9 protein-coding genes are annotated in these 14,376 nt (G+C 54.8%); 3 read left to right on the top strand and 6 right to left on the bottom strand.

Annotated features, from left to right (window positions below; genetic code table 11):
• Window positions 1-28: 28 nt before the first annotated feature.
• Window positions 29-2,734, bottom strand: coding sequence for an HTH-type transcriptional regulator MalT (gene malT / locus HV041_RS21835; RefSeq protein ID WP_121585151.1), 2,706 nt, complete (start codon window positions 2,732-2,734; stop codon window positions 29-31).
• A 618-nt stretch (window positions 2,735-3,352) separates the two neighbouring features.
• Between malT and malP the strand changes: the two genes are divergently transcribed.
• Window positions 3,353-5,746, top strand: a complete 2,394-nt coding sequence (malP, locus tag HV041_RS21840) for a maltodextrin phosphorylase (protein WP_121585150.1) — start codon at window positions 3,353-3,355, stop codon at window positions 5,744-5,746.
• Between the two features lie 9 nt (window positions 5,747-5,755).
• Window positions 5,756-7,843, top strand: a complete 2,088-nt coding sequence (gene malQ, locus HV041_RS21845; protein WP_121585149.1) for a 4-alpha-glucanotransferase — start codon at window positions 5,756-5,758, stop codon at window positions 7,841-7,843.
• A 45-nt stretch (window positions 7,844-7,888) separates the two neighbouring features.
• On the opposite strand, the gene gntT is transcribed toward malQ, so the two are convergent.
• From gntT to gntX, 3 genes are all read right to left on the bottom strand, one after another.
• Window positions 7,889-9,205, bottom strand: coding sequence for a gluconate transporter (gntT, locus tag HV041_RS21850; RefSeq protein WP_003023507.1), 1,317 nt, complete (start codon window positions 9,203-9,205; stop codon window positions 7,889-7,891).
• A 365-nt stretch (window positions 9,206-9,570) separates the two neighbouring features.
• Entirely contained in the window at window positions 9,571-10,146 is a 576-nt protein-coding gene (gene nfuA, locus HV041_RS21855; RefSeq protein WP_003023509.1) for a Fe-S biogenesis protein NfuA, read from the bottom strand.
• A gap of 58 nt (window positions 10,147-10,204) precedes the next feature.
• Window positions 10,205-10,888 carry a DNA utilization protein GntX gene (gene gntX, locus HV041_RS21860; RefSeq protein ID WP_121585148.1) on the bottom strand — a complete coding sequence of 228 codons (684 nt, stop codon included), beginning with the start codon at window positions 10,886-10,888 and terminating at the stop codon, window positions 10,205-10,207.
• A 37-nt stretch (window positions 10,889-10,925) separates the two neighbouring features.
• Between gntX and bioH the strand changes: the two genes are divergently transcribed.
• The gene (bioH, locus tag HV041_RS21865) at window positions 10,926-11,705 is read left to right on the top strand and encodes a pimeloyl-ACP methyl ester esterase BioH (protein ID WP_048213559.1); all 780 of its coding nucleotides are present in this window, start codon (window positions 10,926-10,928) and stop codon (window positions 11,703-11,705) included.
• 96 nt (window positions 11,706-11,801) lie between these two features.
• Here bioH and feoC read toward each other — a convergent pair whose 3' ends face one another.
• Together feoC and feoB are read right to left on the bottom strand one after the other, a co-directional pair.
• Window positions 11,802-12,038, bottom strand: a complete 237-nt coding sequence (gene feoC / locus HV041_RS21870) for a [Fe-S]-dependent transcriptional repressor FeoC (protein WP_003023516.1) — start codon at window positions 12,036-12,038, stop codon at window positions 11,802-11,804.
• 11 nt (window positions 12,039-12,049) lie between these two features.
• The gene (gene feoB, locus HV041_RS21875) at window positions 12,050-14,368 is read right to left on the bottom strand and encodes a Fe(2+) transporter permease subunit FeoB (RefSeq protein WP_003023518.1); all 2,319 of its coding nucleotides are present in this window, start codon (window positions 14,366-14,368) and stop codon (window positions 12,050-12,052) included.
• Between the last annotated feature and the right edge of the window lie 8 nt (window positions 14,369-14,376).

Genomic DNA, 14,376 nt, shown 5'->3' on the forward strand with positions numbered 1-14,376 from the left:
CCTGATAAGCCTCGCGTACAGGCATTAACTAAACGCCGTATCCCATCATTTTCAGCAGCTTCTGCGCATGTTGCACCGCATCCTGGCGGTGTGCGACGCCGAGCTTTTGGTACAAATTGCGGATGTGCGTCTTGATGGTCGTTGCCGCAACGGCCAGCTCTGCGGCGATCTGCTCGTTGCTGTAGCCCGAATAAATCAGTCCCAGAACCTGCCATTCGCGCTGGGTCAGTGGGCTGGTGCGGATAAGCTCCGGTACTTCCGGATGCGTAAGCAGACGCTCAACGAACCCTTCATCGAAGTGGGCGAATTTATGGCGATGATGCTGGTTAATCTCACGCAAAATGCGCTGGGCGCGGTGCTGCTCGAGTTCTGGTAAGGTGTTGAGCTGAATCAGCTGACGCAGTTGTTGCGCCATGGCCTCACCTTCAATAACAAAGTGGCTGATAAACCCGGTGCGGTTCGCCAGCTGTAGAGCGTCGAGTAACACACGCTGGGCGTCATTTTTGCGCCCTGCCTGCCAATAGAGCTGATTAAGCAGCAGCAGGTTACGGTTCAGATCGCTCATCAGGCGCAGATTGCGCGCATTTTCATTCAACTCTTCCAGCACAATCTCAGCCGGTTCAAACTCGCCCAGCAGGATCTGCGCACGGGCGATGTTGCGCCATTGTCCTTGCAGGAAGTGGTTATTGGCGAATTCCGGTTTCGGCGTGTGGCGCAGCCAGTTGGCGGCTGAATTTTTGTCACCGACCATTTGCCAGTAAATCACCCGGACTTTATCAGCGTTCGAGATCCAGTCGCTGTGATAGTGGCCATTACCCAGCAGGTTTTCCAGACGGTTGAGCAGGCTACGGGCGTTGTCCAGATCGCCACGCGCCAGCGAACACTGAACCTGCAGCGCCAGACACTGTAGCTGCTGCTGCGGCTGGAAGGTGGAAAGTAGTTCAATACCCGAGCGGGCAGACGCTTCCGCTTCGTCCAGGCGCGCCCATGCCCACAGGAGCTGCGCACGAATGCGCACCAGGAACTCGTGCATCGGCAGCTGTTCGAGGTGCTGCTCTTTGATCAGCTGGAACGCTTTTTCCTGGATTTCCCAGGCGGCCTGCAAAAAGCCCTGGGCAAACAAGATTTCACTTTGCTGAATAAGACTCCACAGGGCGTAATGCCAGACGTCATGATGGCGCGCCATTTGTTCGGTTTGCTGCATCAACGCCAGAGAACGCGTGAGGTCGCCCTTACAGTGCAGAACTTCGCCGTGTACCGAGGTGGCGACAATTCGGCTATAGAACCAGGCGATGGGTAATTCATCCAGCGCCAGTTTCGCCAGACGCTCGGCTTCATCAGGATTTCCGTCGTTAATCGCGACCTGCGCTCGCAGGGCGTTAAATTCAGCATGTAGCGTCTGTTCCATATCGCCTTTCATTTCCTGCTCAGCGCGCGCCAGCAGGGTATTCACCTCGCCGTAGCGGTGCTGGCTTTGCATCAGCCAGGCTTGCAGCAGAACCAGACGCGGATTTTCCAGCAGGCTTTCCCACGGCAGAGCTTTCAATGATTCTTCAAGTAATGCCAGTTCGCTGTGGTTAAACAGCCCCCACGCATGATTGAGCAGAATGTCGCGCAGCATATGGGCGTCGCCTGCCGCCAGCGCGTGGTGGATGGCTTCGGTCGGAAAACCTTGCGCCATCCAGCTTTCAGCGGCGGCGCGGTGTATTTCGGGCAGTTCGTTCGCCAGCTCCCATTGGCAGCGCTGGCGTAAAAAGCTGCCAAACAGCGGGTGATAGCTGAACCACTCGCCAACGTCATCCATCCGCTGCAGGAATAACCCCTGGCGCTCAATTTCTTCCAGCCGCATCTGGCCATTTTCTTCCCCGGTAACGCGGACGATCAGCGCATCGTTCATGGAACGCAGAATGGCGCTTTTCAGCAGGAAGTGACGGGTGCCGAGGTCGACGCTGTCCAGCACTTCATCAACCAGATAATCGGACAAATGGCTGGCGTTGATCCCCGCAAGACGGCGCGCGGACTGGTGTGCCGAATGGTTGTTCTGGCGGGCGGAGAGGGCAATCAGCTGTAACGCCGTGGCCCAGCCCGCGACGTCATCGCACATCCGGCTGCTTTCCGCCGCTTCGATGGGGGAGGACAAACGTCGGTCGAAAAATTGTTTGGCTTCCTGATGGTTAAAGGCCAGCTGTTGGCTGCCTATCTCCAGCAGTTGATCGCGCACCCGCAGGTTGGCAATACCCAACTGCGGCAGGTTGCGCGACAGTACGACCAGCGTGAGGTTTTCAGGTTGGTGACGCAGGAAGAAACGCATCGCTTCGTGAATAGCCGGATTGGAGATCAGATGATAATCATCCACCACCAGGTAGAGCGGACGGTGCCACTCGGCCAATTCGATAAATAGCTGGGCAAACAGTGACGTCAGACTGGCGTACTGGCGCTTTTGCACCATCGCTTCGCTGGTGGTGCAATGTCCACCCGTTGCCTGTTGGATGGCGGCGATCAGATAGCTGGCAAAGCGCTCTTGTTGATTATCGCCTTCATCCAGAGAGTACCAGCCTAAGTCGTTCTTCCCCGCCGCCCATTGTGAAACCAGCGTTGTTTTTCCATAACCAGCAGGACTTGTTATCAGGGCAAGCCTGAAATTGTTCACGCCGGAAAGTTTAGCCAACAGGCGCTCACGAACCACCGTATGGTCGAGTCGAACCGGACGACTTAATTTAGACGGAATCAACATAAGTTAGTCACTTCACTGTGTGAAAATAGGGAAGAATGATTTTTTTTGCGCTTCGTAATTAATAGATATAAGGTCGGCCAGATTGGTGTTTTATGCAAGCTAAGCGGACTTTTTGTGTGTCTGATTTTGCACTATGTCACAAATCTATACATCTATTGCAATAAATGTTTTAAAGAGTCGCAACAGGCATGGCGACTGGATCCGTTGTAATTTTTAATGTGTCGAAAAATCCCTCTATTTTTATATGGTTACTCGGGCGACTAATCAAAATCGACGAATTTTGTGGCCGACTTAAAAGTTTTATGTGAATTATCTTACTCGGCATAGATATTTCAGGTTAGAAACTATTTCTCTATTTACATATTGTTTCTCATCGTCATTCCACTATTTGATATTGTCGATTAATCCTTTGTTATTAATGCGTCATCCAAAGGGCGTTATGCGCGGTTTGCGCGAATTTACGGGTGATTACGCCCCCTTTAAGTGGCGGTGATCACACTTTTATGCTCATCCCCGCTCCTCCTCCCTCCCTAATCCGTGCCAGGATGAGGAATGTCAACAACGAGCCAGGCAAACTAGCGATAACGTTGTTTTATTACCTAAGGATCTGGAACCCCTATGTCACAGCCTACTTTCAACAAAGATCAATTTCAGGCTGCCCTGACGCGTCAGTGGCAGCGATTCGGTTTACTGTCGGCTCAAGAAATGACGTCGCACCAGTGGTGGCAGGCAGTGAGTGGGGCGTTGGCTGAGTTACTCAGCGCCCAGCCCGCGGCGAAACCGGCAAAAAATCAGCGTCACGTTAACTACATCTCGATGGAGTTTTTGATTGGCCGTCTGACCGGCAACAACTTACTCAACCTGGGCTGGTATCAGGGGGTAAGCGATGAGCTGAAAGCGCATGACGTCAACCTGACCGACCTGCTGGAAGAAGAAACCGATCCGGCGTTGGGTAACGGTGGATTGGGGCGCCTGGCAGCCTGTTTCCTTGATTCGATGGCGACAGTCGGCCAGTCGGCGACGGGCTATGGCCTCAATTACCAGTACGGCCTGTTCCGTCAGTCCTTTGCCGATGGGCAGCAGATGGAAGCTCCGGACGACTGGCATCGCGGTAGCTACCCGTGGTTCCGCCACAACGAAGCGCTGGATGTGCAGGTGGGGATTGGCGGCAAGGTCAGCAAAGAAGGCCACTGGGAGCCAGGTTTTACCATCACCGGTCAGGCCTGGGATCTGCCAGTTCTCGGCTACCGTAACGGCGTAGCGCAACCGCTGCGTCTGTGGCAGGCCAGCCACGCGCATCCGTTTAACCTGACCAAATTTAACGACGGTGATTTCCTGCGCGCCGAGCAGCAGGGTATCGACGCCGAAAAACTGACGAAAGTGCTGTACCCGAACGATAACCACACCGCGGGTAAAAAGCTGCGCCTGATGCAGCAGTACTTCCAGTGCGCCTGCTCCGTAGCCGATATTCTGCGCCGCCATCATCTGGCGGGACGTAAACTGCACGAACTGGCCGACTACGAAGTTATTCAACTGAACGACACCCACCCGACTATTGCGATCCCTGAACTGCTGCGCGTGCTGATCGATGAGCACCAGATGAGCTGGGACGATGCGTGGACGATCACCAGCAAGACGTTTGCGTATACCAACCACACTTTGATGCCAGAGGCGCTGGAGTGCTGGGATGAGAAGCTGGTGAAAGCGCTATTACCGCGCCATATGCAAATCATCAAAGAGATTAACGACCGCTTTAAGACGCTGGTCGATAAAACCTGGCCGGGTGATGCTGAAGTCTGGGCGAAGCTGGCGGTGGTGCACAACAAACAGGTGCGCATGGCCAACATGTGCGTGGTCAGCGGCTTTGCGGTTAATGGTGTGGCGGCGCTGCACTCCGATCTGGTGGTGAAAGATCTGTTCCCGGAATATCACCAACTGTGGCCGAACAAATTCTACAACGTCACCAATGGGATTACCCCACGTCGCTGGATTAAGCAGTGCAACCCGGCGCTGGCTGCGCTGCTGGATAAATCGCTGAAAAAAGAGTGGGCCAACGATCTCGACCAGCTGATTAATCTGGAAAAATACGCTGACGACGCGAAGTTCCGTCAGCAGTATCGTGACATCAAGCTGGAGAACAAAGCGCGTCTGGTGAAGTTTATTAAAGCGCGAACCGGTATTGAGATAACGACTAACGCGATTTTTGATATTCAGATTAAACGTCTGCATGAGTACAAGCGTCAGCACCTGAACCTGCTGCATATTCTGGCGTTGTACAAAGAAATCCGTGAGAACCCGCAGGCCGATCGCGTGCCGCGCGTATTCCTGTTTGGGGCGAAAGCGGCTCCGGGTTACTACCTGGCGAAAAATATCATCTTCGCCATTAACAAGGTGGCGGAAACCATCAATAACGACCCGAAAGTTGGCGATAAGTTGAAGGTCGTGTTCCTGCCGGATTACTGCGTCTCAGCGGCGGAAATGCTGATCCCGGCGGCGGATATCTCTGAGCAGATCTCAACTGCAGGGAAAGAGGCTTCCGGCACCGGCAACATGAAGCTGGCGCTGAACGGCGCCTTAACCGTCGGTACGCTGGATGGCGCAAACGTCGAAATCGCCGAAAAAGTGGGCGACGAGAATATCTTTATCTTTGGTCATACCGTGGAAGAGGTGAAGGCGCTCAAGGCCAAAGGTTACGATCCGGTGAAATGGCGTAAGAAAGACAAAGTGCTGGATGCGGTCCTGAAAGAGCTGGAAAGTGGGAAATACAGCGACGGCGACAAGCATGCCTTTGACCAGATGCTGCACAGTATCGGCAAGCAGGGCGGCGACCCGTATCTGGTGATGGCGGACTTCGCGGCCTACGTTGAAGCTCAGAAGCAGGTTGACGTGTTGTATCGTGACCAGGAAGCCTGGACCCGGGCGGCGATTCTGAATACCGCACGTTGCGGCATGTTCAGCTCGGATCGCTCCATCCGCGATTATCAGGCCCGTATCTGGCAGGCGAAACGTTAAGGAATCGCGATGGAAAGCAAACGTCTGGATAATGCCGCGCTGGCGGCGGGGATCAGCCCCAATTACATTAACGCTCACGGCAAACCGCAGTCTATTGGCGCCGAAACCAAGCGGCGTTTGCTTGAAGCCATGCATCGCACCACCGCCGCCACGCAGGTGGCGGTGACGCCAGTGCCGAATGTCATGGTTTATACCGCCGGTAAGAAAATGTCGCTGGCGGTTGAGGGAAGCGGAGAGTTTAGCTGGCTGCTGACCACTGAAGATGGCGTACAGCACAAAGGGCATGCCATCGGCGGCAAATCTTTTCACCTTCCGACGAAACTGTCGGAGGGCTATCACACGCTGACATTGACGCAGGGCGAGCTGCGCACCCACTGTCGTGTCATCGTGGCGCCAAAGCGCTGCTATGAACCGCAGGCGCTGCTGGAGGGGCAAAAACTGTGGGGCGCATGCGTTCAGCTCTACACCCTGCGTTCAGAGAAAAACTGGGGGATTGGCGACTTTGGCGATCTCCGCGCCATGCTGGTAGATGTGGCGCAACGCGGCGGCGCGTTTATCGGGCTTAATCCTATTCACGCGCTGTATCCGGCGAACCCGGAAAGCGCCAGCCCGTACAGCCCGTCATCACGTCGCTGGTTGAACGTCATATATATCGACGTCAACGCAGTGGAAGATTTTCATCTGAGCAAAGAGGCGCAAAGCTGGTGGCAGAAACCCGCGACTCAGCAAACCCTGCAACGTGCGCGCGATAGTGAGTGGGTTGATTATTCTGCTGTTACCGCACTGAAGATGACCGCGCTGCGCATGGCGTGGAAAAATTTCTCTGCACGTGACGATGAGCAGATGGCGGCATTTCGCCAGTTTGTGGCTCAGGAAGGAGATAGCCTGTACTGGCAGGCAGCCTTTGACGCGTTGCATGCGCATCAGGTGCAAGAGGATGCGTTGCGCTGGGGATGGCCGGTGTGGCCGGAAGCTTTTCAGTCGGTAGATTCGCCGGAGGTCAAACAGTTCTGCGCAGAGCATCGTGATGAGGTGGATTTCTACCTGTGGCTGCAGTGGCTGGCGTATACCCAGTTTGCTGACTGCTGGAAAACCAGCCAGGGTTTTGCGATGCCGATTGGACTGTATCGCGACCTGGCGGTTGGTGTGGCAGAAGGTGGGTCAGAGACTTGGTGTGACCGTGAACTGTATTGTCTGAAAGCCTCAGTTGGCGCGCCGCCGGATATTCTTGGGCCGCTTGGGCAAAACTGGGGGCTGCCGCCGATGGATCCGCACATCATCACGGCACGGGCCTACGAACCGTTTATCGAACTGCTGCGCGCCAATATGCAGAACTGCGGCGCGCTGCGTATCGACCATGTTATGTCGATGCTGCGTCTGTGGTGGATCCCCTACGGTGAAACTGCCGATCACGGCGCTTACGTGCACTATCCGGTCGATGACCTGCTTTCAATTCTGGCGCTGGAGAGTAAACGTCATCACTGCATGGTAATTGGTGAGGATCTGGGTACTGTGCCGGTGGAGATCGTCAGCAAGCTGCGCGACAGCGGCGTGTACTCCTACAAAGTGCTTTATTTCGAGAATGACCATGAGAAAAACTTCCGTGCGCCGAAAGCGTACCCGGAACAATCAATGGCAGTCGCGGCGACGCATGACCTTCCTACGCTTAAAGGTTATTGGGATAGCGGCGATTTGACGCTGGGTAAGGCGCTGGGCCTGTACCCGGATGAAGTCGTGCTGCGCGGGTTGTATCAGGACCGGGAACTGGCGAAGCAGGGGCTGCTGGACGCGCTGCACAAATACGGCTGCCTGCCAAAACGTGCCGGTCACAAGGCATCCCTGATGTCGATGACGCCGATTCTTAATCGTGGCATGCAACGCTACATCGCTGACAGCAACAGTGCGCTGCTGGGCCTGCAACCGGAAGACTGGCTGGATATGGCTGAACCGGTCAACATTCCGGGGACCAGCGACCAGTACAAAAACTGGCGGCGTAAGCTCACCGCCACGCTGGAGCAGATGTTTGCCGATGAGAGAGTGAATAAGCTGATTAAGGATTTGGATAAGCGCCGAAAAGCGGCAGCGAAGAAGAAGTAAAAAAGCCGGGGATTTCCCCGGCTTTCTTGTCTAAAACGTGTGTTGTTAAACCACCATACCCAGCAGCAGACACCCAACCAGACCGCAGACGGAGATAATGGTTTCCAGCATTGACCATGACTTGATGGTTTCACCGATAGTCAGGTTGAAGTACTCCTTGAACAGCCAGAAGCCTGGATCGTTCACGTGGGAGAAGATGACGGAACCGGAACCAACTGCAATAACCATCAGCTCAGGGCTTACGCCGGTTGTTGCAATCAGTGGTGCCACAATCCCGCCAGCGGTGATTGCCGCAACGGTTGCAGAACCCAGTGCGATACGCAGTACTGCAGCGATAGACCATGCCATCAGCAGAGGAGACACGTTAGAGCCGTGCATCATTGAGGCGATGTATTTGTCCACGCCGCTATCAACCAAAACCTGTTTGAAGGCTCCGCCACCACCGATGATCAACAGCATCATCGCGATGATTTTGATTGAAGACACCAGCGTGTCGTTAATCTGATCCATCGAACGTCCGCGGTTCAGACCAAACGTGAACATCGCAATCAGCACTGCAATAAGCGTTGCCATGACCGGGTCACCGAGGAATTCTGCAACCGTCAGGAAAGCATGACCTTTTGGCAGAATCATCTCCGCCACGGCGCGCATTGCCATCAGAATAACCGGGACCAGAGAGGTCCAGACGCTGACGCCAAAGCCTGGCATCTCTTCTTCAGTGAAGGTTTTTGCGCTGTACAGACCTTCCGGGATTGGCTTATCAATGCCTTTCAGGAAACGTGCGTATACCGGACCGGCGAGAATAACGGTCGGGATTGCCAGAATCGTACCAAACAGCAGGGTTTTACCCATATCTGCGTGGAAAATGGTGGCGATAGCGGTTGGACCCGGGTGCGGTGGCAGGAAGCCGTGCGTTACGGACAGTGCCGCAGCCATTGGCACGCCAACGTACAGCAGCGGGATATTGGCAGCAGCGGCAATGGTGAACACCAGCGGCAGCATCAGTACGAAACCAACTTCGTAGAACAGGGCAAAACCAACGGTGAAGCCGGTTAATACCACCGCCCACTGAATATGTTTTTTGCCGAATTTAGCAATCAGGGTGGTTGCGATGCGCTGTGCGCCGCCGCAGTCCGCCAGCATTTTGCCCAGCATGGCGCCAAAACCCATAATCAGGGCGAGGCTGCCAAGGGTTCCGCCGACGCCGGCTTTAATTGAACCGATGACTTTATCCAGTGGCATCCCTTGCATCAATCCGACAGCAAGCGCCACCAGGACGAGAGCGATGAAACCGTTCATTTTGAAACGGATCATCAGGAGGAGTAACAAGATTACACCGATAGCAACGATGACTAATGGCATGATTTACCTGGCCTTTACTTTGTTATGGGTAACGTCAGTGTTTAGATGACAAATTCCGATTGTCCCGACCGGGAACAGAGTATTCTCAGCACCAATGCTGGTTGCCTGCAAAACTAATCAGTTTAGCTGGCTATTATGTGTGTATTAGGTGCTGATACGAATGATACGGGTAACATGTGGCGCTTGAAAATCACCTGGGCAGGCAAAATTTAAATTATGAGAGGCTGGTCAAATTATGAGGGGGATTGTTGCAGGATAGATGCCAGGAAAGGGGGGGGAAGCCGGAGACCGCGTTTACGCTGCCATCCGGCATCGATGCCCGGTGGCGACGCGGATGCGTCTTACCGGGCCTACAAGTCTGGTCGTTAGTAGTAAGAGTGCTCGCCGCGCTGGTGTTCGGTTAAATCGCGAACGCCTTTCAGTTCAGGGAATTCAGCCAGCAGCTGCTTCTCGATACCTTCTTTCAGCGTCACATCGACCATTGAACAGCCGTTACAGCCGCCGCCAAACTGCAGAATGGCGTAGCCTTCATCGGTGATTTCCATCAGAGATACGCGACCACCGTGGCCAGCCAGCTGTGGGTTGATCTGCGATTGCAGCATGTACTCCACGCGTTCCATCAGCGGCGCATCATCGGCAACTTTACGCATTTTGGCGTTTGGTGCTTTCAGGGTCAGCTGGGAGCCTAACTGGTCGGTAACGAAATCGATTTCTGCATCTTCCAGATACGGTGCGCTCAGTTCATCAACATATGCGGTCAGCAGGTCAAATTTAATGGCGGTGTCGGTTGCTTCCACGGCGTCCGGCGGACAATAAGAAACGCCGCATTCAGCGTTAGGCGTGCCGGGATTAATCACAAATACACGGATTTGTGTCCCTTCTTCCTGATTTGCCAGCAGTTTGGCAAAGTGCGCTTGTGCAGCATCGGAAATATGGATCATAGTAATGGCCTAATAGTTGACTATTTTACTTGGTTATAATACGCCCATCATCGAGGCTCTACAAGGTTCGACACAGGCACCATACCTGGACAGTCGCCGCGCCGTTGCGTAAAAGCAGCTGCGCGATTTCCGCGACGGTACTTCCGGTAGTGACGACATCATCCACAATAACCATATGGAGTCCCTGCACCGGCAATTCAAGGCGAAAGGCGTTTTTCAGGTTACGTTTACGCAATCGGGCGCTGAGATGGTGCTGCGTGGTGGTTGCCCGAACCCGCGATATGATCCGGCTGTCCCAGTCGCAGCCCAGCCAGCGCGCCAGTGGGCGACACAGTAATTCGCTCTGATTAAACCCCCTGCGCCAGTGCCGTCGCTGCCAGAGCGGTACGCTGATGAGCCTGTCTGGCAGAGGAAGAGCGCTGACGCGCCGTGCCTGCAATACCTCCAGCAACAGCAGACGTGCCAGCGCAGGGGCTATTTCACTGTACCGTGAAAATTTAAGCTGGTGGATAAGCCCGCTTACTGGCGGAACATAATCGCTGACTGAAACCAGGCGCTGCCACGGCGGTGGTTTTTGTAGGCAACGACCACAGGGAAGCGAGGTGTAAATGGCCGGTAGCCCGCACTGTGGGCACAGGCTGTCATGCTGGCGTACTGCCCGTGTGCAGACAGAGCAAATTCCCCAATGCCCCAACCTCAGCGGCATTCGGCATAGCCAGCATAATCCTGGTACTGTTAGCATAGAGACATCCTTGTTAGCTAAAAGAGAACAGTAACTGATGAATGACATCTGGTGGCAGACCCAGGGTTCGGGAAATTGCCATCTTGTGCTGCTGCACGGATGGGGACTGAATGCAGAGGTGTGGCATTGCATAAGCGAGGAACTGAGCTCGCATTTCACGCTGCATCTTGTCGACTTACCGGGATTTGGCCGCAGCCAGGGTTTCGGCGCGATGTCGCTGGAAGAGATGGCTGAGCGAGTATTAAAACAGGCACCGGAGAAAGCCATTTGGCTCGGCTGGAGCCTGGGCGGGCTGGTTGCAAGCCAGGTGGCGTTAACCCATCCTGAGCGTGTTCAGGCGCTGGTGACCGTGGCCTCTTCCCCTTGCTTTAGCGCGCGCGAGGAGTGGCCAGGCATCAAGCCAGAAGTGCTGGCAGGCTTCCAGCAGCAGCTGAGCGAAGATTTCCAGCGTACAGTGGAGCGTTTTCTGGCGTTGCAAACGATGGGCACGGAAACCGCACGTCAGGATGCGCGAGCGCTGAAGAAAACGGTGTTGGCATTACCCATGCCGGACGTCGAGGTACTTAATGGCGGGCTGGAGATCCTGAAAACGGTCGATTTGCGTGAGCCGTTGTGCTCGGTGGAAATGCCTTTCCTGCGGTTGTACGGCTATCTTGACGGGCTGGTTCCGCGCAAAGTCGTCCCAATGCTCGATGCCCTCTGGCCGCAGAGCGAGTCTTTGGTGTTTGCTAAGGCGGCGCATGCACCGTTTATCTCGCATCCCGCCGAGTTTTGCGCAGCGCTGGTGGCGTTAAAACAGAAACTGAATTGTTTCTAAAGTAACGGATATCTGCATAAACGAATTATCCGGCCTGGACGTTTGCATCATTTGTAGGCCGGATAAGCGTAGCGCCATCCGGCAAAGAGCATCTGATTAGCGTAAAGCCCACCATTCGCGCAGGCAGGCTTTACCTTCCGGGCAACTTTTGCAGCTTCCGGAAAGACACCCGTCGGCATCTTCCTGAATCCGCACCGCTTTGCCCATCTTTTCTAACTGATTCAGCATGGCGTCAATCATCGGCTGCGGGGTGTGCAGCGTGTGGCTAATTTGTGTCGCCTCCATGCGCCCCCGCAAAGCCAATAAATCACGAACCTGAATAAGTGATGCCATTGTCGATAACCTTAGTGGCAATCGCCAGTCGTGCTGGAACAGCAGGAACTCGCCGTTCTGTTGGTTGCCAGCAGTGCGAGGTCCACGCGGCTGCGAGCTCGACGCAGCAGGCCCAGCAACACGATGTTAAACAGGATGACCGCTAAAATGCACACCAGGCTGTAGGTCGGGTGCTCTTTGTAGCTGACCGTCTGATAAAACAGCGTCGACAGAGAGTAGGCGATATTCAGGCCCCACAGAATCGAGAAGCTCATCCAGCCACGGCTGGATTCACGTGCGATAGCACCCATCACTGAAATGCACGGTACATATAGCAGAACAAAGATCAGGTAGCTGTACGCGGCGGCGGCGCTGCCAAATTTCTCACCCATCACGCCCATTGCACCCGTCGCCATTTCTCCGTCGCCCTTGCTGGCTTCGATAGGGTTGGCCAGTACGCTCAGGCTGAAGGTGTCTTTCAGGCTTTGCCAGGTTTCATCCACCGCACCGAGCAGCTCGTCGCCAAGGTGGAAATCTGCCGGATTGAACTCTTCTTCCTGAATGTTTTCTGCGGTATAGAGCGTGTTCAGTGTACCAACTACCACTTCTTTCGCCATCGCGCCGGTGAACAAACCTACGGTTGCCTGCCAGTTATCTTCGTGAACGCCAATCGGTTTAAACACTGGAGTAATAACACGGCTAACGGAGGCCAGCGCAGAGTCGTTGATGTTGTCGACGATTTTTCCGCTCAGCGAGAAGCTGTTAAACGCGCTGAGGAAAATGCTGACGATGATGATGACTTTACCCGCACGCAGAACGAAGCCTTTCAGGCGTTGCCACGTTTGAATGATCAGACTCTTGATGTGCGGCACGTGGTATACCGGCAGCTCCATCACGAACGGCGTTGCTTCACCACGCATGATGGTGTGTTTGAGCATCAGTCCCGTCAACACCGCCATCACGATACCCAGTACGTACAGCGAGAAGACCGCCAGTGCGCCGTTCTGACCAAAGAATGCTGCGGCAAAGACGGCGAAAATCGCCAGACGTGCGCCGCAGGACATAAACGGCGCCATCATGATGGTCATCAGACGCTCACGCGGGGCGTCCAGCGTACGTGCGCCCATCACGGACGGTACGTTACAGCCAAAGCCGACGATCAGCGGCACAAACGATTTGCCCGGCAGTCCCAGCGCCTGCATCAGACGGTCCATCACAAACGCGGCGCGCGCCATGTAGCCGGAGTCTTCAAGGAAGGAGAGGAACAGGTACATCATGCCGATTTGCGGTACCAGCGGCAGCACAGTGTTAATCCCGCCGCCAAGGCCCTGGGCCAGGAAGATGGTTAGCCAGTCCGGGAAGTGCAGCGTGTAGCCAATCCACTGAATACCATGGATAAAGAGCGCCACGGAGCCGACGTCAAACAACGGTTGCAGTGCGCCGCCGATGTTAATGGCGAGCAGGAACATCAGGTACATCACGAACAGGAAAATCGGTAGCCCGAGGAAGCGGTTAAGGACGATTTTATCTACCGCGGTGGTGAAACGGCTCGGCTCTGCCGTCAGAGTATTGCTGACGGTATCGCAGATAGCGGCAATGCACTGATAGCGCGCATCGGCGATGTGCAGCGCCGGATCGTCCATAGTCTCGCTCAGGCGTGCGATGGAAGCATCCAGGTTTTGCGCGGCATCACCGGCGTAAGCGCGGCTGTAGATATCGCCTTCCAGCATCTGCAGACCCAGCCAGCGGCGCTGTTTCAGTGGCATGTCTTTGGCCATCGCGTCGGCGAGGGAGTCCGCTTCCTGCAGCAACGGCTGGGCATAATGGACCAGTTCGACGGTGTCGTTTTCTTTGTAGCGGTCGATCGCCAGCTTCAGCGCTTCAATGCCGCGGGCGCGGGTGGAAACCAGCGGAACCACCGGGCAGCCAAGACGTGCTGAGAGGGCGTCGATATCAATACGGATTTGCTGCTTTTCAGCGATATCCAGCATATTCAACGCGACGATGCAGGGGATGCCCAACTCAAGCAGTTGCAACGTCAGGTAGAGGTTGCGTTCAAGGTTTGAAGCATCGACCACGTTGATCAACAGATCTGCGTCGCCGCTCAAAATATAGTGACAGGCAATTTGCTCATCGAGAGAGGTCTGGGATGAGATTGTCGTCAGTGAATAGGTGCCAGGTAAATCCACCAGCGTGACCTGATGGTCCGTTGTGGCGAAATGACCTTCTTTACGCTCAACGGTAACGCCAGCCCAGTTACCTACACGCTGGCGCGCGCCGGTGAGCTGGTTGAATAAGGTTGTCTTGCCGGAATTAGGATTACCAATTAAACCAATGGTTAGTTTTTTCATTTTTATAG

This window comes from Citrobacter sp. RHBSTW-00029 (assembly GCF_014104295.1).
In the GTDB taxonomy this organism is placed as follows: domain Bacteria; phylum Pseudomonadota; class Gammaproteobacteria; order Enterobacterales; family Enterobacteriaceae; genus Citrobacter; species Citrobacter youngae.

Excerpts from the sequence above, each read along its gene's own strand:
- malT (WP_121585151.1), bottom strand. The coding sequence starts at position 2,734 with ATGTTGATTCCGTCTAAATTAAGTCGTCCGGTTCGACTCGACCATACG.
- malP (WP_121585150.1), top strand. The coding sequence starts at position 3,353 with ATGTCACAGCCTACTTTCAACAAAGATCAATTTCAGGCTGCCCTGACG.
- malQ (WP_121585149.1), top strand. The coding sequence starts at position 5,756 with ATGGAAAGCAAACGTCTGGATAATGCCGCGCTGGCGGCGGGGATCAGC.
- gntT (WP_003023507.1), bottom strand. The coding sequence starts at position 9,205 with ATGCCATTAGTCATCGTTGCTATCGGTGTAATCTTGTTACTCCTCCTG.
- nfuA (WP_003023509.1), bottom strand. The coding sequence starts at position 10,146 with ATGATCCATATTTCCGATGCTGCACAAGCGCACTTTGCCAAACTGCTG.
- gntX (WP_121585148.1), bottom strand. The coding sequence starts at position 10,888 with ATGCTAACAGTACCAGGATTATGCTGGCTATGCCGAATGCCGCTGAGG.
- bioH (WP_048213559.1), top strand. The coding sequence starts at position 10,926 with ATGAATGACATCTGGTGGCAGACCCAGGGTTCGGGAAATTGCCATCTT.
- feoC (WP_003023516.1), bottom strand. The coding sequence starts at position 12,038 with ATGGCATCACTTATTCAGGTTCGTGATTTATTGGCTTTGCGGGGGCGC.
- feoB (WP_003023518.1), bottom strand. The coding sequence starts at position 14,368 with ATGAAAAAACTAACCATTGGTTTAATTGGTAATCCTAATTCCGGCAAG.